The following is a 20,908-nucleotide window of genomic DNA, read 5'->3' as shown; positions in this document are numbered from 1 at the left end:
TTACTCTTTTTTCTCTGTGTCCGACAAATTTTTATCGTTTGATGAATTGCCATATTTCTTTTTATATTCATCTAATTGTTGCTCATATGTTTTTAACTTTTGATCACGTTCTTCCCCTGATAAATCAGGATTATTTTTCAGTGATTCAATTTGTTTAACAAGGCCGTACATAATAAGCTGAGGATCATCAAGTGTCTTAGCTAAATCTAATGATTTATCAAAATTACCTTTTCCGTTATACATCCAATACAGCAAATACTTTTCATCACTTTTCAAACTAATGTTTTTCATAATCGATTTCTTTTGAGCTTCACCTAGTTTTTCAGCTGTAATGTATGCAAATGCTAACTCATATTTAGATGCAATCGGCAATGATTCAAACTCCTCTTCATTCAATTGCGTAATGACTTTGTCATAATCAGTTGCTATGAAACTTGCATTTGCTTCTAACAATTTATTTTGATAAGGAAATTTTATAAAAGTGAAATATATTAAAGGAGCAGCTAAAATAACTGTCGCCGCTATGAAGGAAAAAGCTAAGTATTTAAATGATTTGTAGCTTTTTTTAGGTACTAACTGCATATTTTTTTCTGTTTTTGTTTGTTCCTTCTCAAAGCTGTCATCAAGAAACTGCAGTAATGCATCTAAGCTTTCCATTTGAGCAACGGTCTGTTCAAATGTTGTTTCTTTTGCATCTTTTAGTAACCCAGCATACAAATCATCAAAGTTATGTTTTTGGGAGAATAAAGCAATAATTAGACACTTATATTGTGTTAAAAATTGCTCTTCTAATAACGGGGTTGGCGGAACAATATCTCGAATTCCTCTATGTATAATACTTGGTATTAAATTAGCATTAAAAACTATATTGTCTGGATGTAAAAAGAACGTGATTCGTTTATTTAAATATTTACGAAACTGCGCAACATTCCGAAGTAGTCTTAATTTCTCATTTCTTCCAAAACGGCTAAGATCGTCCCACTTATGTAATTTTTTATCTACTTGATATAGAAACGTAAACATATCATCCGTTTCTTCTATTGTTAATGGTACAAATTCAGATGATTCGCCCGTAATTATATCGAATTGACGGAAGTCTTTTATACGTGTTTGAGATTTGGTCATCTCCAATTTCCAATTTTCTTTTTCTATTTGAAATTGATAGTTCATTGCATCAATTTGAATTATTTTTTCCGTCATGTTTATCCTCTTCTCCTTTTCTTTATAACCCGTAATAACTTATTTTCAAATAACTAAAAGTAAAAAATATTCTTTATAAAACTTGCAAAATATCTCCATCTGTTATTTGGTGATCAATTAAACGATCATTATCTGTTAAAACAATTGACTTATTTTTCACTTTAATTACAAAATGTGAACCTTCATGATTATCAATCTTTAGCGTATCTAATAAGTTTTTTAATAAATATTTAATAGATTGATGATTCGGAATACGCAAATCATATGTACTTCCATTCCATTTACTAAAATCTACTGTCACATTGATATGTGTTTGTATTGCCATCGCTTTACCTCCAACTTTTACGAAGAACCGTATAAATACCGATGCAAATAAGTAGAATGCCGCCGCCAAATAATAATATTATTGTTATACTAATTGGCTCTTCATTCATTGTTTCATTACTCGCTACTTCATCTGCACTTTTTCTGACAATGTATTCACTGCTAAACAAACTATTTTTCGTATCTTTAACACTATTATTCTCTTTTGGTTTTGTAAAAAGAGAATCTCGCAAAGCTTCCATATCTTTTTGTTCTTTCTTTTTCTTTTTCTCAATTTCTTCTTCTATATCTTTGTTAAATAACTCAATCGATGCTTTATCTAATTCTGTTTCCTTATGTTCCTTTTTATTTTTTTCTTGGTCGCTTTCTTCAAGTCGATCCACTTTAAACTTAATCTTCCCATCATCACCAAGATAACTGTCAGCCGCGCTCCTTATCGGTAGCGCGACAAACAGTAAAAGGATAGAGAGAAATGATAACTTAGCCACTATGCTCCATTGTTTGATCATTTACTTCTTTTTCCTCCCATTTCTTATGCCATACAAATAGATTACTAACCAATCCAATAATGGCAATTACAAACAATACGACAAAAATAACTTTCCCAGTATCTTTACCACTAATAAAATCATTTAGAAAACTTTCTATATACTGAAGCGGTGAGAATTGACGTATCTTTCCGACAGACGACATTTGATCTACTTTACTTCCAACTGCCTCAGTTAAAAACAGGTACATGCTTAAAAATACTAATAGTATAAACATTCCTACCATTTTTATTTGTCGTAATAAGTAGGTTGAGACTAATACAAACGCCATCATAATAAATGTGATGAACGCAATCCATAGTAAACTTTGATCCTGACCAAACTTTAAAAGACGCCCAGAAATGATACCTATACTAATCCCTTCCACAATTGATATACCGAAAGCTACTACTGTAGTTGGTACATTCATATCAATTAATGAGAATTTCTCTTCAAAATGATCTGATTGCATTCTTTTCTTTTCTTGATTCGCAATTGCGTATGCTGTAAATAATGCAACAATGAAACAAGTTAATACAATTAAGTATGGTGTAAAAGCATTTCCTGCTACAATTACTCCATCATTTTGCTTTTGAACTGGACTAGCTAAAAAGTCATATAGCATCTCATTTTGACGATCTCCAATACGGCTATTCGCTAAAATTTTCGTAAAGTTTTTGGAGAATGATTTATCATCTTCCATTTTCTTCGTAAAGTCATTTAATAATAAATCAGCTTTTGAAACAATTGTCGTTCCGCTGTCTTGAATTTCTTTTGCTTGTCCATTAATTTGATCAAATGTTTTATATACATCGTCTGAAGTTGCTAAACTATGCTTCGAACTTTCGACCAATGACTGACTTTGCATCATTAATGATTTAATACCAGAATCTAACGATAAAATAGCTGTTTGCTCACCAGCATGATTTGTTGTTAATACTTGCTGCTCTTCAACTAGCTTTAAGCTATTCTCACGCCATTTCGCTAAACCTTTTAAATACTCTCCTAAATTTTCATTCATACTAGTTGCTTGTTGCGTCGTTCCATTTAATTTCTCCGCTAGTAGCATAGAATTTTGATCCGCACTAGTAATAGATTGTTGATAAGAGTTTATTTTTTGTTTTAAACCTGACATATCTTGTTTTATTTCTGTAGTAATACTTGATGAAACAAGATTTGAAATTAAATCAATTAAGCTTTGTTTATTTAATACGTAGTACAAAGATTGATCCGTCGCAATTGCATCTAAACTTCCTTCTTCTAACTTAGGACCTACATCTTTCGTTCTTAAATCAATCCCATAATACATTTCGTAAAGGCTCATTAAACCTTGATAACTTTCGACTGTATCTACTGCTTCTTTTATTAATACACTAGAAGTAATATCTGTTATTTTTTCTGTTTTTTGATGTATAACTTGATTCGTTGTACTTTCAATAACTTTACCGTTATCTGTTCCCGTTTCGCCTCCTGGATTTCCTCCGGTTCCGTTATCTGTCCCCGTTCCGCCTCCTGGGTTTCCTCCAGTTCCGTTGTCTGTTCCCGTTCCGCCTCCTGGGTTTCCTCCAGTTCCGTTGTCTGTTCCCGTTCCGCCTCCTGGGTTTCCTCCAGTTCCGTTGTCTGTTCCCGTTCCGCCTCCTGGGTTTCCTCCAGTTCCGTTGTCTGTTCCCGTTCCGCCTCCTGGGTTTCCTCCAGTTCCGTTATCTGTTCCCGTTCCGCCTCCTGGGTTTCCTCCAGTTCCGTTATCTGTTCCCGTTCCGCCTCCTGGGTTTCCTTCAGTTCCGTTATCTTTCCCTGTTCCCCCTCCTTGGCTTCCTTCATTATTGCCTGTTGTGTTTTCCATTTTTTTGATAATAGGCGTTTTAGCATTGTGTACTAACGGCATTATGCCATACTGTGATTTATGAACCACATTTTCCACCTTGCTATTTTCAGTTTGTGTTCCTTTATCCTCTTTATTAGGTTCTTCTTTTTCAGGACTAGTTTCTTTTTTATGAGTCCCGCTCAATTCCCACTGCCATGTTACAGGAGAGAAAACATCTATATTGATGTTTGGATCTTTTAGCTTCACATGCAAGCTAATCTTTATATCCCCTTCATTACGAGGAGCTATTGTAATTTCTCCTGCTTCGCTTTGTAGAAAGTCACTTGTACGATCCACATCATCAATATATAAAGCTTCTGTACTTCCATCTAGTTTAAACTCTTCTGGAATACTTATCTTCAAAATTTGCGGAGATTCCATTTTAATTACTTTCGCAGTATCACTAAATGTAATTCCCTCTGTATAAAGTCTATCCTTCACTTCTTTAATGGCGTTTCCTAAAGATATTTTATTTACAGGATCATAATAAAAATTATTTTCTTTATTATATTTTTTTGTAAATTGAATTACATTTTGCAGTTGTAATTTCGTTGTATCTGGCAAATCACTTTGACCGATTTCTTCCATGTTTAAACTAGGTAATTTCGCAATTAAATTCTCGATTTGTTTCTTTATTCGAGCATCTGGTTGTTTCATTAATGTATTTATGAAGATTTCTTGCTTTCCATCATTCGACATAGATTGCTTTAACTTCTTAATTACCGTCTCTTGAATATCACTTTCTAACTTTCCTGCAAGTTCTGTATCATATTCAGATACTTGTTTTTTTACATCTGCTAAATATTTTTGAATCGCTGCAGCATCAGTTAAAATATTCGGTTCTTTCTCTGAAAACGTAAATTGATTTGAAATAATTTTATTAGCGGATTCCAATGCACTTAATTGCTTTAAAGCATCGCCTGTATTCATATCATTCATATATTGATTGAATTGATTTGTGAAATTATTCGCTAACAAATTGTTATCAGTTTGCATTTTTTGAAAGTTATTAAAACCATCTAAGTACGTACTGTTAGATTTATTCCCTTCATCTAACGCTTGACCGAAACCTTTTAAAACATCCTGAAATCCTTTGAAACTATTAACAGAAACACCTGTATAATCTTGTACTGTTTTAAATTGATTTGTGTAATTTGCTAACGGACTATGTATATCTTTTTTATACATAGTTGTTTGAACGTTTCCTTTTTCAATTATTTTACCTATATTATCTTGTGCACCTTGTAGCTTACCGATAATACTCGCAAAATAAACGTCGATTATTTGCTTATTGAAATCTTCTAAAATAACAGAAGCTGTATTTTCTGCCTCAGCTTTCAAATCCTTATTCCCAGTTGCATTTACTTTGTAGTTTAACGTTAATTTCTCTGGAATCTCTGAATCAATCGCAACTGCCTTCCTAGAAAAATCATTTGGAATAACAATCATCATATTGTAATTATTATTTTTCAATCCATTTTCCGCTACCCCGCGACTAACTACGTACCATTCTTGTTTCGTATTTTTATTTACATTTTTAACAAATTGATCTCCAAACGCTATTTTATTGCCCTCAAATACAGTGCCCTGATCTTCATTTACCAACGCAACTGTCATTTTTGGTGTAGTATTCTCATTAGCTTTCTTAACATTTTGATTTAATGCTAAATAGGAGACCCCTGTTGATAGTACAAGAGCTAAAATAATAAACAACAAGATGCTCCATTTGAACTTTTTCACTACTTATCACTCCTGCGACTGCGAGTCTATCTGATGAAAGACTTCGTATCTTACTCTAGTTTTAAAGTAATTTAGCCATACAACGTATGGTTGCATGGCTAAATTATATATTTCTTTTTATCTGTCTTATTGTAGACCGAAATTACGAGAAAGATCTTCGTCATGTCTAGCAACAGCTTCTGCAGTTTTATTAAGCTGCATATTAATTTCTTGTAATAGCTGTGCGAAATTTTGTACTTTTGGCTTTAATTGATTGAACTGTTGGTCAAAACCTTCGAAAGCACGACCTTCCCATTCTCCTCTTAATTCATTTTGTAAGTTTTGTAGTTGACGTAAAATGTCCTCAATTTGATTTGCACCTTGTCCATATCGAGTCGCTTTCGATTTAAGCTCCTCTGGTGACATACGAATTTGTCCTGCCATTATTAAATCCCCCTTAAAATTAAAAAATAGTAAAATTAACCAATAATCAATTCTACAAATTGATTATATCAATAATTTAAAAATTTCTAAACAAAAAAATGATATTTTTCCAAAATTTCTCTTTTACTATAATAACGATATATTATATAATACTAATTTATTTGTTTTTAAGCACACTCTATAAATCTACTATAAAATAAAGGCAAACCATCTATTTTATACTTATTCGCTTTAAATTCCAGCGATAAAGTAGCCACTAAATCATTATTTTCTCTTCTCTCATTCAGACTATTCTACTCACTTCAAAGTCATAATTACCTGCCTTTCAACAAACCCAAACTCTTCGTACATCTCTTTTGCAAAATTCCCAGCAAATACATTCAACCGAATTTCTGAATACTTCTCCTTTAATTCCTTAATACCAGCTTCCATCAGTTCTCGCGATAATCCTCTCCCGCGATATTCTGGGAAAACGTACAATTCATATATAAATCCAAGTTTTTCACGAGAAAAATAGTCTGTATTTTCCCCTATTAATATCCATCCCATTACTTTATTTTTTTCTTTAACGATTAAATAGTATGCTCCTTTTTCTACAATCGGCTTTGTAATCTCAATTGCTTTCTCGGTACTTAATTGACAATTCCCTCTCGTCCCTTCAAAAAGCGATTGAGCCGAATATTTTAATATTTCATTGGTATCTTCTTGATTCGCCTTAACAATCATTTTTCACAACTCCCCTTGAATAATAGGCATTACTATCGCTTGTTCAAGATTCTCCGCTTCCATAACAATTGCTGTTAATCCGTGTTCTGTACTTGTTTCATGGAGCTCTCCCTTTTCCCAAAACACAGCTTGTCCCGCCTCTATCTTTATCTTTTCTTTATTTACCCCACATACATATCCTGCTCCGTCCACAATAAGAAGCAGTTGAGATACAACTGCTTCGTGATAAAGTGAAACTTTAATCAGTGGGGGTTTTATTCATCCCCCACTGATTATTAGTTGAACCAATCGGGCTTTTACGGGCAGTTGATCCCCCACCTAACTTGTTTGCTTTCGCTGAATTTTGAGGCAGGGTTCTTACTGCCCGTTAATGCAGGATTACCGATGATTCCATTCTCGTGTAAATGCATAGCACCGATATGTATATTTCCTCGATGGTTTAATATTTTCGACATGATGAAATTAGATTGAAATACTGATAGGTGCTTTCCTACTTTTTCACTAAAATCAAAAATTTTCATTACTAGTCCTCCTTATACGTATAAAACCATCCTTACTGTCTGCATCATATGTCCTTCAAAGTCTTCTTCAAATTGCTCTAATTCAGCAAAACCTTTCGCTTCATAAAAGCGTTTTCCTTTTTCATTTGCTGCTTCTACATGTATGTACAATTTCCGTATCCCATTTAATGCTTTAATTCCTTTTTGTAATAAAGCACTTCCGATCCCTTTTCCTTGCTGATCTGGTAACAAATAAATCGCACCTAATTCCGCTTCATTTTGTAGTCTAACAGGTGAAAAGTTCGCAAACCCTATCACTTCTCCTTCTTCTTCCGCAACGAATAAATACGTATTTTTAAGACGATATTTCATTTTTTCATCAGAATATGCCTCGTCTAAAAAACTATCTTGAATTTCTCTCGGAATAATGCCTTCATATGTATCATGCCAAGCTATTTTTGCTACTGATTGTACAGCATGAATGTCTTCTTGCTTCATTTCTCTAATTATATATGTCATCTCGATGTCTCCATTCTCTTTAAATTATATTCTGCTAATATACTAGAAGAAACGGCAAAACCATTTTCATAATTCACCTTAATTAATTTTAATTTCTCAATTGAAGCTGTTGCAAAATCAAATTTCCCATAAATATATTCCATTACACTTAAAAACTGCTTTGTATGTAATCTATTTGCAATAGTACAATGCGGAACCCATTTTCCCGGTATATAATATGAATTTGGGTTGTCATGAAAAGTTTTAAAATAATCATGATAAGAATGATGAAGTTTTAACAATTCATCCGTAACAGTCGGCGCTAGAAAGACCGTTCCATTAGCAGGAAAAATTCCAACAGAAGGAAAAGTTACTGCGTCCATATTTTCTTGAATAGCTACAAACTTCCCTAGTTTCTCAGTATACAAATGGACATCTAACTCATTATAATCAGCTAACGTAATATGAGGCTCTACTCCAGCTAATTGATTTGTTCCAATTACATTTGTTAATTCATTTTGCAGTTCTGTAATTTTATTAGTAAACACACGATCAAATGTAGCAATGATAGCGTACAATCCTTCTCACCCCTTCGTTACACATAGTGCTTCCCATTCTTCACGAATCATGCCCATTCGAATAGAATCATAGTATGTTCCGTTATAATAACGACACTTTCGCATTCTACCTTCTAAGCTCATTCCTATTTTCTCCGCTACTTTCATCATTCGTTCATTGCCAGACCAAGTCGTGATTCCTACTCTACCAATCTCCATTTTTTCAAATAGCAAATCTCTATATAATGTCAATGTTTCTGTACCGTATCCACCATTCCAGTATGTTGGGTCATAAATCACAAGCCCCATCTCTAACCAACGCGTCGGTTTATATTCCCAATAAAACCCGACTGTCCCAATGATTTGACCGTTATTTTCTATAATTAAATTTGACAGTGGTTCTTCTTTCAAACGAGTTTGCATCTTCTCTTTATAGGAAGAGTATTCTTGCATTGAGAACGGGAAATATGGCGCATCCCATTTCTTCCATTCTGGGCTTTCTTCTTTAAATATGGTATTCCATAATGTTTCTATATCCGATTCTTCTATTGTACGAATTGTAACTTTCTTCCCCTTTAATACAACGTTTTGCATAATTCCCTCCTGCATTCCTCTTTATTTCATATATAATTATAATATTTTTTCAGAAAAATCAAAACTAATATCATATATTATATTGTATAATTTTGTTATTAGATACCAATTATTGATTTAGAAAGCTGTTGATTCAGTGAATAATCGATTTAGTATTGCTTTATTTCTCACTATTATTACGACAAATATTATTCTATATTTCTTCTTACCATCAAATATTGTTACGAAATGGGACTTTAATGGAACGCCTACATCAACAATGGATAAAAGCACTTTTGTAATCGTAAATATAATTATATGTTCCTTCTTATTCTTTGTATTTTTAGCTTTATCTAAAGCAGCGAGTAACCAGAAATTTCTCCATTGGATCGGCAACACAATGTTACTATTCTTATTTTTTGTCGATATTGTCATCTCCCTCATCGCTCTTGGCTTTTCACTTCCTCTTGATCATTTCATATTTTTAGCATTAGGGCTTTTATTTATATTAATAGATTATTTCAGTTCCAAAATTGATACGACTAAATCAACCGTTTCATTAGAATGGAATGATACGCACCTTGAAAAAAGAGCTTCAAATATTAGTAGTATTTCAATGATGATAGCAGGTATTTTTTTAGCGATACTTCCTTTTATCGTTTCTGCTCCCTATAGAGGTTATGCTATACTAGCAATTCTTTTAGGAATGACGCTTATCATTCTGCTGAGTACGATTTATTTACTTATTAAAGACAGCAAGCAATCTACTCCTTTAAAAAAATAGGAGGTTATATCCCTCCTATTTCAGCTTAATGTTTTATTTTTCACTTTTTCTATCTCAACTAAAATCCCTTTCCCTATCCAACCCTCTACGCCATCTTTTTTAATTAAATCATATCCTGAACAGCTATCATCAATGAGAGAAACGATATCTCCCTTCCTAACGCTTATTTGCGCACAAGAAATATCGGTTTTCACTGTATATTCACCTGACTCAAGTTGTTTCATATATTCATTTTTTACAGTGAGTAAATTATTCGTTTCCTTTTGCTTACATATTGTGTAATCTTGCATCTTCTCGATAGGCTCTATGTAATAATACGGATATGTCACTCCGCCCTGCATTTCTGAATTCGCATTAAAATCCGCTATTACTTCATACTCTGGAAAATAGTCTACATATGTATAAGAAAACGTATCGCCCGCTTGTTTCCTCTGAATAATAAATGCATTTAATTGTCCTGCTTCTTTAATTGCATTTCCTCCATCAATTGCAATAATTTTTTTCTCCTTATCAATAACTGGATTATTAGACGGTGCTTCTTCAGAATAGTTCACGACAGGCCAATGACCGACTATTACATACTTATTTGCTTTATGTGATTGATTGAAAAACTCCGGCATTGCTATCGCATTTTTGCGCTCAGTTTCTTTCCAATCTACTCTATCTTCTAGACCGGCATGCACAAAAATATAATCTTCTGTTTCAATCGCTGTTGGCAACTCTGTTAGCCAATATAGTTCTTGTGAAAATTCACTTAACAATGCTTCTTTCACTTCACGAATTGAAGTGCCCTCATGAACTGAAAAACCCAATTGCTCTAGCCATTCATTAAAAATTGAATGCTTCCTCGTACATAAATAATTAATAAGACCAGGATTTTCATTTAGAAGAGCATCAACTAAAACTTCACAATTCCCTTCAACAACGTGAACCTTTGAATTGTTCTTTACAAGATTCATAACGTAGTTTACTACGCCTACGCTATCTCGTCCTTTCTCGCAAAGATCTCCATTAATAATTAAATAATCTTCATCTTTAAAGTTAACTTTATGTAGTGCTTCTTTTAAAAGATTTAATTCTCCATGAATATCAGATATGACGATAACTCTAGCATCATTAGGGATTGATAGTTTCTTTATTTTTTTCAAGTATAAGCGCTCCAATCATCCTCTTTATTAAATTAAAACAATTCGACAAAATACACTATATAACCTTTTCAAATACATATACCATAACTTACAACCTATTTACGGTTCAATAATAACTTAAAAAATAAGAAGAAGCTGTTCCCAACTTTTGCAGGACAGCTTCTTCTTATTTTTTTATAATTCTTTATAAAAAGAATAACTCACCTTATCATACCCTTCTCTTTCATAAAAACGATGAGCATCAATTCTTGAAAATGCTGACGTGAGGACGATAGACTCACATCCGTTTTCCTTTCCCCAGTTCTCTATATACGAAAGTAATACTTTCCCATGTCCTTTTGAACGATGCGCTTCTGCTGTTACAAGGTCATATACGAAAACGTGTTTCTTATTATAAAAGTTCGTACAAATCGCTACACCTGCAAGGCTAACAACTTCATCATTCTCATTACGCAGCGAAAATAGTTTATAATTTTCTTCTTTCATATTTCGAAATAAAGAGCTTGTTTCCTCTTTTGAAAGTTTCATTCGTAATTGCTGTAAAACAGGTAATACTTCATGTAATTGCTCTTCTGTTACTACTTCTTTAACATTCATTTTTAACTCTCCTCTAACTATTTATTTAATTTTCTAAATGTTATATCATTATTATAGAAAGTAACTGCCCTTCACTTAAGTGACAGTTTAAGTGTTTTTTATAAGGCCAGTTTTAAAGGAGAGTTTTATATGGATTTTACTATCCCATTGCAATTACAAAGTAACACACCTATTTACTTGCAAATTTACGAATATATAAAAGCTGAAATTATACAAGGGACTATTTCTGTTGGCACACGTCTACCCTCACACAGAAATTTAGCATCACAACTTAATATTAGCCGCATTACTGTTGAATCAGCTTATCAACAGTTATTAGCTGAAGGTTATGTAGAAAGTAAACCGAAACGTGGTATTTTTGTAGCAAATTTCGATATTGACGTTATCCCAAATAAAAAACGAAATGCAGCAAAGAAGACGAGCAATTTGATAGAAGAAAAATTTGAATATGATTGTAGCCAAGGGCTTATTGATCAAAATGCATTTCCGATTACAAATTGGAAACGAGTATTACAAGAATCCATACTTACATACGAAAATGCACTATTTGCCAAAGAAGATCCTCAAGGTGAATTCGCTCTTCGAGAGCATATATCAACATATTTATATCATTCTCGCGGTGTACATTCTTCACCTGATCAAATTGTGATCGGCGCCGGTACACAGCCACTTCTCTGGCTACTACTTCAACTGCTTGGCCCTACAAAAGAATACGGCATTGAAAACCCTGGATTTCATCGTATACACGCAATTATTAAAAGCTGTGATAGACAAATTCATCCCATACCATTGGATGAAAAAGGGATTGATATTTCTAGTTTATACAATACAAATTCCAATGTCGCATACGTTACACCATCACACCAATTTCCACTCGGGATTATTATGCCTTTATCTAGAAGATTAGAATTGTTAAAGTGGGCTAATGATTGCAATGGATACATTATTGAAGATGACTATGACGGAGAGTTTCGCTACGCTGGTAAGCCAATTCCTTCTTTACAAAGTCTTGATTCAAATGAACGCGTTATTTATATGGGGACTTTCTCAAAATCTTTTTTACCTTCTTTACGAATGGGATATGTTGTTTTACCACCACACCTTTTAAAGATATATCAAGAACTGCATGGAATTTTCAAACAAACAGTCGCTACAATACAACAACTTGCTTTTGCTAACTTTATACAAAACAGGAATTGGGAACGTCACCTTAATCGGAGTCGTACACTATATAAAAGAAAACATCATACGTTAGTAAAATCCATTACGAAAGAAATGGGGGCTAATGTTCAAATTCTTGGCGAACAGTCCGGACTTCATATTGTCTTATGTGTAAATAACAGTATGAATGAAAATGAACTGATTGAATCCGCTAAAAAACAAAGCGTTAAATTATACCCACTTTCTCCATATGATTTCGTGAATGATTTACGTGAGGAATCATACGTATTACTCGGCTTTGGTAGTATTCCGGAAAATAAAATTGAAACGTTGGCTATATTATTGAAAGACGCTTGGTTCCCTAGTTGCAAGGAAACTTGTTAACAGTGGGTTTAACTTGTAACATGTTAACAACTCAACAAAATAAAAAAGAAGGCTGTTCCAAAATAACTTTTTGGACAGCCTTCTTCTAGTTATTCACCTGACCTAGCTTTCCTTCCCGGACGTTTCACACCAGTCGTTTCTGTTGAATAGGAAGCTTCAATTATAGCGGTTGGATCTACAGAGAGAACGAGATCTTTCATTTTCGGATAAATGAATCGGTTTGTAATGCAATAAATGATTCTCTTATGCTCCCCTAAAAAACCACCTTCTCCATGTAGATACGTAACAGATAGTTGCAATTCTTTCATAAGTAAATCGCCTATTTCTTTATTCTTACCAGAAATAATCATAACGCTCTTACCTTGATTAATACCATCTAGTATAAAATCAATCATCTTCGTAACAATATAGAAAATTGCTAACGAGAACATCGCTTGTTCGATTGAAAATAAAATGGCAACAAAGATGAAAATAACTGCATTTACTGCAAGTAAAAATGTACTAATCGGTACATTAAAGTGTTTATTCATCCAAACTGCTAACATTTCTGAACCGTCAATTGCTCCACCCATTTTAACAACAATCCCAACACCAATTCCAAACAGTACTCCACCATAAAGTACAATTAATAACTCAGAAGTCGTAATTGCTGGAAATGGTTTTAAATAAATTAATCCGAGTGTTGTAACTACATTCGCATAAGATGTACGGATAAAAAATTTCTTTCCCATTACTTTTGCAGTAAATAATAAAATTGGGATATTAATTCCTAAGAACACACCATAAAGCGGTAATCCTGCGACTTTATTTGCCATAATAGCAATAGCCGTTACCCCGCCATCTACTAATCCATTAGGTGCTAAAATAAGCTCTAATGAACCTGCTACTATAATTGAGCCAATTGTTAATAATACGTATTCAAATACTTTCTTCATTCATTACCCCCAAAACTTATATATTTTCTTAGTATTATTTTAACGTAAATTTACTACTAATTCAAAGGTATCGATTTATATACAGAAAAGTTTCACCTTTGTCGCTATTTTTATGTACTACATGTAACGCGTAATACTAAAAACACACTTACCAATTAAAAGTAAGTGTGTTTTTAACATCTATTTAATCTTTACGTACGGCTTCATTTTTAATTTGAATATTTCCTCAACTGCCCTTTGGTATCCACCAGCATTTCTAAGCGACTCTCCCACTTTACGACTATTTTCCTTAAACGTCACATCATCCATTACTTTCTTTACAGTCTCACGTAACAATTCAGAAGTTAACTCGTTACGATTAAGTGTTATGCCTGCCCCTACTTCAGCCAATCGTTTTGCAACGAATGGCTGATCCCCTGTTACCGGAATTACAACTAATGGAACACCATAATATAACGCTTCACTCGAACTATTCATACCACCATGTGTCACGAATACATCAGCATGCTGTAAAACTTCTAATTGGGGGACATAATTATACAATTTAAAGTTTTTCGGGATATTTTCAAATTGACTTATATTTATCTTCTTACCAACGACTAATACGACTGTCGCATCAACATCTTTAAACGCTTCAAAACATTTTTCATACAGAGCAGGTTGTTCATTAAAAACTGTTCCCATAGAAATGAAAATCACTTTTTCATTTTTTAAATCTTCGGTAGGAAAATTCCCCACTTCTTTTCGAGTAGCAATTGATGGACCTACAAATTTATACGATTCATCAAATACATCTGAACGTGGCTGATATTCTTTTGAAGTATATACAATCGTAATATCACCAGGATGGTTCATAATATCATACATACTATTACATTTCATTCCATACTGCTTATTCCATCTTTCCATTCCCGCTAAACAAGATTGATATAATGGATCCATTTCATCTACTTGTCTCGATTCTTGCTCATCATGAAAATTAATGTACTGATTAACAGCAAACGTTGTACAGGATGAAACGCTTGGTAATTGTAAAATATTCGCTATAATACGTCCTACTGGAAAATGATTATCATATATTAAATAATCATATTTTTCCTCTTTTGTTTCTTCTACAATTTGAGTAACAATACGCTCTGATGCTTCAATCATATGAGATAGCATCGTCAAAGGGCTCCCACCTTCATTTACTCGTTCCATAATATTAATTTGAGAGAGAAAATTCTCAAATACTCGGAATTCCGCACCTGTTGCTTCAACCTTCTTTCTATAATCTTCAATACAATAAGAAACAACTGTTTCCCCTCGCTGAATTAACTCACTTACAACAGCTAAAGTCGGATTAATATGACCTTCCCCAGGAAAATTTATTACGAGTACATTTGCCATAACATTCTCTCCTATCCAATTAATATAATAAAATTAACAATTAATTATATTAATTAATTTAAGTCTATTATAAATGAATGCATTCTACTTCTTCATGCTTTTCTCTTCATTTTATTATTGAGAAATATTTTCTATAGCCTACATTATTGTGATTCACAATCTTATAAATGAATGCTTAATTTTACTTTTACTCTTCATAGATTTAAAGATACGAGTCTTACATTCAAGTATTACCACTATTATTTTCAGACAATTCATACAAAATAGAGAAATATAATATTTTTAATGAGTTTTCACTATAAATGTAAGTATGCTTTCAATCTTTTTATCTTTATCCTCATAACTCATCATCTGTTATATAATGAATTTATAGAATTTCCAGAAAAAGGAGTCTTTTCATGTTACAAAAACTATTCAATTCACCTATTCTATCCGTTCAAGCCTTGCACCCAGGTTATGAAGATCATGCAAGTGATGTTTTTCTCGTTCAAACAGAAGATACAGAAATTATCGTTCGTGCTTCTAAAATGAATGAAGAACCAAATAATGATTTTTGGTGGGGATGTAAAAATCTATTTGGAATTGATCCAAGGAACGTCCATCATTTAGAAACTGTACATACATTGCTGCAAGAACATACGAATCTTCCTATCCCAACAATATTAGAAAAACATGTTTTAAATGGCCGTGAATTTGTGGTGGTCGAAAAGTTAGTAGGTAACACAGTTCAATCTTTTATCGAGCAACCAGATTCTATTTTATTCAGCCTAGGAAAAGGACTTGCAGAAATACATAAATTTAAAGCCGATTTCATAGGAAATCCGTCAGGCAAGTTCCAAGTTCCACTAGATGAATTCCAATCACATATTTTAAACGTGAGTAAAGAGCTTGTGAATATGTTTTATTCCGATGATGAAAGCATACAAAATGCATTCCCTACTTTTGAATCACAACTTTCTTCCCTGTCCGTACCAAAGGAATCTACACTCGTCTTAATTGATATGGATCCTACTCAATTTTTATCTGACGGTACAACTATTACGGGTTTAATAGATACTGAAGCTTACGCTGTTGCTCCGCGAGAGCTTGATTTTATCGGACTAGAATATGTACTTACAGAAAAAGAAGCGCATGCCTTTAAAAGTGGTTACGAAACAATTATGTCTATTCCTCACTTAGAAGAATATAGACAGCCTTATCGTTATTTATACCGACTGTTATCTGTGCAAGGTAATGTGGAATTAAAGAAATGGTTAAGTCACCCATCCTATTTTTAAATACAAATGAGAGGGAGTATACAATGGATATTCAGAAAAAGCGTTCTGTAACAGAAAGTGAAATACAGCAAATGAAGGATTTGGCTTATATTTGTGGGCAACAAGACAATCTTGATTACTCTTCAGATTTACATATCAACTTTTTAAAAAATCGAAATGAAGATTATATAAACGATTTTCTTCTTTATAACGGTACTCAATTAATTGGTGCTTTAAATATGTATGATTTCGAAAGACCAACAAAGCTTGAACTAATAGGCTTTGTACATCCTCATTTTAGAAAACAACGTTTCGGAACTATCCTTTTACAAACTGCAATGAAAGAAATACAAAATAGAGAGACAGATGAAGCTCTTCTTATTATTAATGGGGATTCTATTTCTGGGAATGAATTTGTAAAACATATGAAGTTACCATATTTATATAGTGAATATAGTATGGAGTTCAAAACAAACGAAATTCAAAAAACAACAGATAATAATATACAGCTTACTCTTACACCTTCAGAATCACTTCTTGATCTTATTGAAATTTCTAGTAAAGCTTTTGGTGATTCAGTAGAAAATACGGCTACATGGTTACAAAAAATGATGAATTCATCTTCCCATCAAGTTTACAGTGCCCTTATTGCTGGAAAAGTGATAGGAACAATTACAGTTTCTAAACAAGAGCAATCTACTACACTATCAGGATTCGCCGTTCATCCTTCTTATCAAGGTAAAGGATACGGAAAAGATATTCTTTGTAATATAGTACATACTCTTATTACAGAAGGAGTTTCAACAATTGAGTTAGACGTCGAAACGAAAAATATCCACGCTTTAAAACTATATACACAATGTGGTTTTGAAATTAACACGAGGCATGACTATTATAATTTAATTAATTTTTAGGTGAATACATATGTTAAAAAAACAATTTATTCTAATTATGATATTTTAGCAGACATCTATAATAAACATTGGGGACATTTTGTTGAATACTCCTATCCAGCCTCGTTTTACAAGATGCTCTTCCCTACTCTCGTATATTAGATCTTTGTTGCGGGACTGGTCATCTTTGCCGGTGATAGTTTAATTTAGTTGAACTAAAAAGTGTGTTTCACAAAGTTTACTCCGTATTACATAACGAGGGTATATTCGCATTTGATATGAATAAAAAAATAAAAAAACTGAATCGAAATGATTCAGTTTTTTCTTAATATATTTACAACTGCAGTTGTTTCGTCATTTTCTTTATAGACACGCGGAATTCTTCTATCTAGCATACATGTAACTTCATAGTTTATTGTACCTAACATATCCGCTATTTCTTCTACTGCGATATTTTCTTCACCTTGTTTACCGTAGAATACTACTTCGTCTCCTACTTGTACTGGCATCGCTTTTGAAACATCCAACATTAACTGATCCATACAAACACGGCCAATAACAGGTACTCGAACCCCATTAATTAACGCATAGCCTTTATTAGATAATTGACGATTATAACCATCAGCATAACCAATTGGTACAGTCGCAATCCATTCTTCACCAGTTGTTACATACGTATTCCCATAACTTACACCACGATTCTTCTTCGCATGTTTAATATGAGCTACTTTTGATTTTAACGACAACGCAGGCTGTAAAGAAACGACTGAATGATCCACTTCTTTTGATGGATACATACCGTACACTCCTATTCCAACGCGTACCATATTTTGAAATGTGTTACTTAATTCCATTGATCCCGCACTATTTGAACTATGAATATATGGTATTTGAATTCCTAATTCTTTCGCTGTATTAACAGCCTTTTCAAATAAACTTGTTTGCATATTCGTATATGATTTATCGATTTCATCTGCTGTAGAGTAATGCGTAAATATCCCTACTACCTCTACATACTCCATACGGTTTAATTCTTCTAAAAATGGTTTAACTTCTTCTTCTTGTAAACCGATACGACTCATTCCTGTATCAATTTTCACTTGAATTTGTACTTTCTTTTGAAGACGGTTTGCAATTTCATTTATACCATGTAAATCTTCCACTCTATAAACAGTCATCATAACGTCATATTGAATTACATCTTCTACAGCCGCTACTGGTGTGTATCCTAAAATTAAAATTGGTACAGTAATTCCTGCTTCTCTTAATTCTATTGCTTCATCTACAAATGCAACTGCAAGTTGATGTATTCCCGCTTCAATTGCAGCTTTGGCAACTTCAACTGCCCCATGGCCATACCCATTCGCTTTTACAGCAGCCATCATCTTAATTTCTTCATCATTTACATGTTTTTTAAATTCTTTTACATTATGTTTTACAGCATTTAAGTCAATTTCTACAATTGTATCTCTTCCATATTTCAAACTCATTGGTCTAACTCCTAACTCAATAATTGCATTCCATTCTATTTCACGTTTCATATGACCTTTTACAATATAATACTTTTCATTATGCTAGTCAAACTACTAGAATTTTCAGAATTTTGAGTATGATATAATATCCTCAAGAAACTATTATATACGGAGACGAGGAGAATTACAATGTTTGTTCAATCTGCATTGCATCAACTAAAAGTTGCTATTGATACTTCTATTTATATGCTTAACCAATATAGTGAAAACGATTTGAAAATACAACCGATTCACTCAAAACGATCATTATTTGAAATGTGTGCACATCTTTCTCTTATTTGTCACGCTGATTTACTCATTTTAAATGGTATTTCAGAAAAAGAATTACATACCTTTTATATAGAACATACGCCCGTAACAGTTGCTCACATGCAACAAACGATGATTGAAGGATACAACCTTCTCTCTAAAACATTTCTTTCCTACTCCCAAATAGAATTAGCAGAAGTTATGACTGCCTATTGGGGGATTTCTTATTCGCGCTTTGAATGGTTACTTGAAATCGTTGCACACTTTTATCATCATCGTGGACAAATTCATATTTTATTATGCGAGCATATGAAAGATCCTCGCATTCCTTTATTTGAGTGATTTTCCACTCACTCATTCATTAATTATAAATAGAGAAGCTACAAAACCAATAAAAAGTATCATTCCTAATAAAATAAATGTTTGAGCATAACCTCCTATTTTCATAAGATAAATAGAAATGATAGGTCCTATACTAGTACCTAAAAATAAAATAAAAGTATATTCCCCTTGCTTTCCCTCCTAATTGACCTACAAGAGAAACTAAAGACGGAACGGATATAGCAATACCTATTACAAAACAGACACTCATCATTACAAGTAGAGATAGATCCGAAACAAAGCCCATTGAACTTAGACTAAAAATAGCAATCAACAATCCTCCTTGAAGAACCTTTCTTACTTCAAACCTCTTTGTTAAACGACCTGCAAGTGGTGACAGCAACATACCAAACAGCCCTGCTAAGCGAAAATAAAGGATTTGTTCTGCAGTTAAATTGTAAGTAGGAGAGCTCAAATAATTCCCTAAAACAGTAGACATATTAACAAAAGCCATTATTAAAACAGGATTTTTCACACTAATTATTAGTTTTAAATAATACGCAACTTCTTTAAGGCATAAGAAATTCCGCCTTCACTCGCCTTCGTTGTAACGAAATCAGCCCTTCTCTTCAACTCCTCTCCACCATTTCCCATCGCAACTCCTAATCCTACATACTGCAACATCTCAATATCATTTCCACCATCGCCAAAAGCAATGGCTTCTAATTTACTAATGTTTAAATGTTCCAATACTTTTTGAATTGCAGTTAGCTTCGATACTTTACTATCTTCCAATACATTTATAACGTAACCATGAAAACGCTCAAACGTAAGTGCTGGATATCTTTCAATGAATTTTTGAGCTTCTGTATCATCAGCATACAGACATATGCAATACATCTCATCTGATAAGTTTCTAACTTTGTCAGGATACCGCTCTAAATTTAAAGTTTCATTTAACGCTCGCATGACACGTTCATCTTTGGAAGCAATATTATTCATTGCAAATTCTTCTGTAAAGTAAGAAACACTGTGACCATGTAATTCAGCAAAATTTGAAATATCATGAACGATTTCGCTTGAAAGTACTGATTTATGTATAACTTCTTTCCCACATTTTATATGTGCACCATTTGCTGAAATAAACGTATTTATACCTAGTTCCTTAAATTGTGAGCATAAACTATACGGTCTTCCAGTTGTAACAACTACGTGAATTCCTTTATCTATTAACCTTCGTATCGCTTCTTTTGTACTTTCGTGCATGCTTCTATCAATCTCACTTAATAACGTACCGTCAACATCGAAAAATACAACTTTGTACATA

Annotated in this window: 20 protein-coding genes and 3 pseudogenes; 6 read left to right on the top strand and 17 right to left on the bottom strand. The window is 33.1% G+C overall.

The window, feature by feature from the left end; all coding sequences use genetic code 11:
• The 10 genes and pseudogenes from essB to BAQ53_RS09780 all read right to left on the bottom strand — a co-directional run bounded on the left by essB (position 1) and on the right by BAQ53_RS09780 (position 8,953).
• Positions 1–1,200: a type VII secretion protein EssB gene (gene essB, locus BAQ53_RS09830; protein ID WP_098537276.1), complete on the bottom strand. Its 1,200-nt coding sequence runs from the start codon at positions 1,198–1,200 to the stop codon at positions 1–3.
• A gap of 73 nt (positions 1,201–1,273) precedes the next feature.
• A complete protein-coding gene (locus tag BAQ53_RS09825; RefSeq protein ID WP_208906814.1) occupies positions 1,274–1,525 on the bottom strand; it encodes an EsaB/YukD family protein in 252 nt (83 codons plus the stop codon).
• A gap of 4 nt (positions 1,526–1,529) precedes the next feature.
• Positions 1,530–2,033 (bottom strand): type VII secretion protein EssA, encoded by a 504-nt coding sequence (gene essA, locus BAQ53_RS09820; RefSeq protein WP_000595655.1) that lies wholly within the window; start codon positions 2,031–2,033, stop codon positions 1,530–1,532.
• A complete protein-coding gene (esaA, locus tag BAQ53_RS09815) occupies positions 2,005–5,655 on the bottom strand; it encodes a type VII secretion protein EsaA (protein WP_244161474.1) in 3,651 nt (1,216 codons plus the stop codon). The genes essA and esaA overlap by 29 nt, the downstream gene beginning before the upstream one ends.
• A gap of 126 nt (positions 5,656–5,781) precedes the next feature.
• The gene (locus BAQ53_RS09810) at positions 5,782–6,078 is read right to left on the bottom strand and encodes a WXG100 family type VII secretion target (RefSeq protein WP_000918601.1); all 297 of its coding nucleotides are present in this window, start codon (positions 6,076–6,078) and stop codon (positions 5,782–5,784) included.
• 297 nt (positions 6,079–6,375) lie between these two features.
• Positions 6,376–6,804, bottom strand: a complete 429-nt coding sequence (locus BAQ53_RS09805; protein ID WP_000635650.1) for a GNAT family N-acetyltransferase — start codon at positions 6,802–6,804, stop codon at positions 6,376–6,378.
• A 3-nt stretch (positions 6,805–6,807) separates the two neighbouring features.
• Positions 6,808–7,325, bottom strand: a pseudogene (locus BAQ53_RS26600) (cupin).
• Between the two features lie 12 nt (positions 7,326–7,337).
• The gene (locus BAQ53_RS09790; RefSeq protein WP_074593264.1) at positions 7,338–7,823 is read right to left on the bottom strand and encodes a GNAT family N-acetyltransferase; all 486 of its coding nucleotides are present in this window, start codon (positions 7,821–7,823) and stop codon (positions 7,338–7,340) included.
• On the bottom strand, positions 7,820–8,380 hold the full coding sequence (locus BAQ53_RS09785) for a 2'-5' RNA ligase family protein (RefSeq protein ID WP_208906813.1): 561 nt from the start codon (positions 8,378–8,380) through the stop codon (positions 7,820–7,822). Before BAQ53_RS09785 ends, BAQ53_RS09790 begins: the two co-directional genes overlap by 4 nt.
• Before the next feature lie 6 nt (positions 8,381–8,386).
• Positions 8,387–8,953, bottom strand: a complete 567-nt coding sequence (locus BAQ53_RS09780) for a GNAT family N-acetyltransferase (RefSeq protein WP_063536163.1) — start codon at positions 8,951–8,953, stop codon at positions 8,387–8,389.
• Positions 8,954–9,089: 136 nt separating this feature from the next.
• Between BAQ53_RS09780 and BAQ53_RS09775 the strand changes: the two genes are divergently transcribed.
• Positions 9,090–9,716, top strand: coding sequence for a DUF1648 domain-containing protein (locus tag BAQ53_RS09775; protein WP_208906812.1), 627 nt, complete (start codon positions 9,090–9,092; stop codon positions 9,714–9,716).
• Between the two features lie 20 nt (positions 9,717–9,736).
• Here BAQ53_RS09775 and BAQ53_RS09770 read toward each other — a convergent pair whose 3' ends face one another.
• Positions 9,737–10,864, bottom strand: a complete 1,128-nt coding sequence (locus BAQ53_RS09770) for a metallophosphoesterase (protein ID WP_208906811.1) — start codon at positions 10,862–10,864, stop codon at positions 9,737–9,739.
• Positions 10,865–11,038: 174 nt separating this feature from the next.
• Complete coding sequence (locus tag BAQ53_RS09765) at positions 11,039–11,461, bottom strand: GNAT family N-acetyltransferase (RefSeq protein WP_001101112.1); 423 nt, start codon at positions 11,459–11,461, stop codon at positions 11,039–11,041.
• Positions 11,462–11,590: 129 nt separating this feature from the next.
• On the opposite strand from BAQ53_RS09765, the gene pdxR reads away from it, so the two are divergent.
• Entirely contained in the window at positions 11,591–13,006 is a 1,416-nt protein-coding gene (pdxR, locus tag BAQ53_RS09760; protein WP_086410428.1) for a MocR-like pyridoxine biosynthesis transcription factor PdxR, read from the top strand.
• 89 nt (positions 13,007–13,095) lie between these two features.
• On the opposite strand, the gene BAQ53_RS09755 is transcribed toward pdxR, so the two are convergent.
• A complete protein-coding gene (locus BAQ53_RS09755; protein WP_000755126.1) occupies positions 13,096–13,941 on the bottom strand; it encodes a YitT family protein in 846 nt (281 codons plus the stop codon).
• 180 nt (positions 13,942–14,121) lie between these two features.
• Positions 14,122–15,330, bottom strand: a complete 1,209-nt coding sequence (locus BAQ53_RS09750) for a macrolide family glycosyltransferase (protein WP_000024490.1) — start codon at positions 15,328–15,330, stop codon at positions 14,122–14,124.
• 398 nt (positions 15,331–15,728) lie between these two features.
• Between BAQ53_RS09750 and BAQ53_RS09745 the strand changes: the two genes are divergently transcribed.
• The 3 genes and pseudogenes from BAQ53_RS09745 to BAQ53_RS26210 all read left to right on the top strand — a co-directional run.
• On the top strand, positions 15,729–16,607 hold the full coding sequence (locus BAQ53_RS09745) for a phosphotransferase family protein (protein ID WP_086410429.1): 879 nt from the start codon (positions 15,729–15,731) through the stop codon (positions 16,605–16,607).
• 23 nt (positions 16,608–16,630) lie between these two features.
• The gene (locus BAQ53_RS09740) at positions 16,631–17,500 is read left to right on the top strand and encodes a GNAT family N-acetyltransferase (protein ID WP_061884090.1); all 870 of its coding nucleotides are present in this window, start codon (positions 16,631–16,633) and stop codon (positions 17,498–17,500) included.
• Positions 17,501–17,763, top strand: a pseudogene (locus tag BAQ53_RS26210) (class I SAM-dependent methyltransferase); the annotation flags it as partial.
• A gap of 30 nt (positions 17,764–17,793) precedes the next feature.
• On the opposite strand, the gene alr reads toward BAQ53_RS26210, so the two are convergent.
• A complete protein-coding gene (alr, locus tag BAQ53_RS09735; RefSeq protein WP_002182683.1) occupies positions 17,794–18,969 on the bottom strand; it encodes an alanine racemase in 1,176 nt (391 codons plus the stop codon).
• A 171-nt stretch (positions 18,970–19,140) separates the two neighbouring features.
• On the opposite strand from alr, the gene BAQ53_RS09730 reads away from it, so the two are divergent.
• A complete protein-coding gene (locus BAQ53_RS09730; RefSeq protein ID WP_000498002.1) occupies positions 19,141–19,602 on the top strand; it encodes a DinB family protein in 462 nt (153 codons plus the stop codon).
• A gap of 12 nt (positions 19,603–19,614) precedes the next feature.
• On the opposite strand, the pseudogene BAQ53_RS09725 reads toward BAQ53_RS09730, so the two are convergent.
• Both BAQ53_RS09725 and BAQ53_RS09720 read right to left on the bottom strand, forming a co-directional pair.
• A pseudogene (locus BAQ53_RS09725) lies at positions 19,615–20,104 on the bottom strand (MFS transporter); the annotation flags it as partial.
• A gap of 26 nt (positions 20,105–20,130) precedes the next feature.
• Positions 20,131–20,907, bottom strand: coding sequence for a Cof-type HAD-IIB family hydrolase (locus BAQ53_RS09720; protein ID WP_000278964.1), 777 nt, complete (start codon positions 20,905–20,907; stop codon positions 20,131–20,133).
• Between the last annotated feature and the right edge of the window lies 1 nt (position 20,908).

Source organism: Bacillus sp. B25(2016b) (assembly GCF_001679765.1).
Taxonomy (GTDB): domain Bacteria; phylum Bacillota; class Bacilli; order Bacillales; family Bacillaceae_G; genus Bacillus_A; species Bacillus_A thuringiensis_K.
Note: the sequence above shows the minus strand (reverse complement) of the source record. Positions and strands in the feature narration are given on the sequence as shown.

Coding starts and splice junctions, on each gene's coding strand:
- alr (WP_002182683.1), bottom strand. CDS start 18,969: ATGAGTTTGAAATATGGAAGAGATACAATTGTAGAAATTGACTTAAAT.
- pdxR (WP_086410428.1), top strand. CDS start 11,591: ATGGATTTTACTATCCCATTGCAATTACAAAGTAACACACCTATTTAC.
- BAQ53_RS09825 (WP_208906814.1), bottom strand. CDS start 1,525: ATGGCAATACAAACACATATCAATGTGACAGTAGATTTTAGTAAATGG.
- BAQ53_RS09765 (WP_001101112.1), bottom strand. CDS start 11,461: ATGAATGTTAAAGAAGTAGTAACAGAAGAGCAATTACATGAAGTATTA.
- BAQ53_RS09790 (WP_074593264.1), bottom strand. CDS start 7,823: ATGACATATATAATTAGAGAAATGAAGCAAGAAGACATTCATGCTGTA.
- BAQ53_RS09810 (WP_000918601.1), bottom strand. CDS start 6,078: ATGGCAGGACAAATTCGTATGTCACCAGAGGAGCTTAAATCGAAAGCG.
- BAQ53_RS09720 (WP_000278964.1), bottom strand. CDS start 20,907: ATGTACAAAGTTGTATTTTTCGATGTTGACGGTACGTTATTAAGTGAG.
- essB (WP_098537276.1), bottom strand. CDS start 1,200: ATGACGGAAAAAATAATTCAAATTGATGCAATGAACTATCAATTTCAA.
- BAQ53_RS09745 (WP_086410429.1), top strand. CDS start 15,729: ATGTTACAAAAACTATTCAATTCACCTATTCTATCCGTTCAAGCCTTG.
- BAQ53_RS09780 (WP_063536163.1), bottom strand. CDS start 8,953: ATGCAAAACGTTGTATTAAAGGGGAAGAAAGTTACAATTCGTACAATA.
- BAQ53_RS09740 (WP_061884090.1), top strand. CDS start 16,631: ATGGATATTCAGAAAAAGCGTTCTGTAACAGAAAGTGAAATACAGCAA.
- BAQ53_RS09755 (WP_000755126.1), bottom strand. CDS start 13,941: ATGAAGAAAGTATTTGAATACGTATTATTAACAATTGGCTCAATTATA.
- BAQ53_RS09730 (WP_000498002.1), top strand. CDS start 19,141: ATGTTTGTTCAATCTGCATTGCATCAACTAAAAGTTGCTATTGATACT.
- BAQ53_RS09805 (WP_000635650.1), bottom strand. CDS start 6,804: ATGATTGTTAAGGCGAATCAAGAAGATACCAATGAAATATTAAAATAT.
- essA (WP_000595655.1), bottom strand. CDS start 2,033: ATGATCAAACAATGGAGCATAGTGGCTAAGTTATCATTTCTCTCTATC.
- BAQ53_RS09750 (WP_000024490.1), bottom strand. CDS start 15,330: ATGGCAAATGTACTCGTAATAAATTTTCCTGGGGAAGGTCATATTAAT.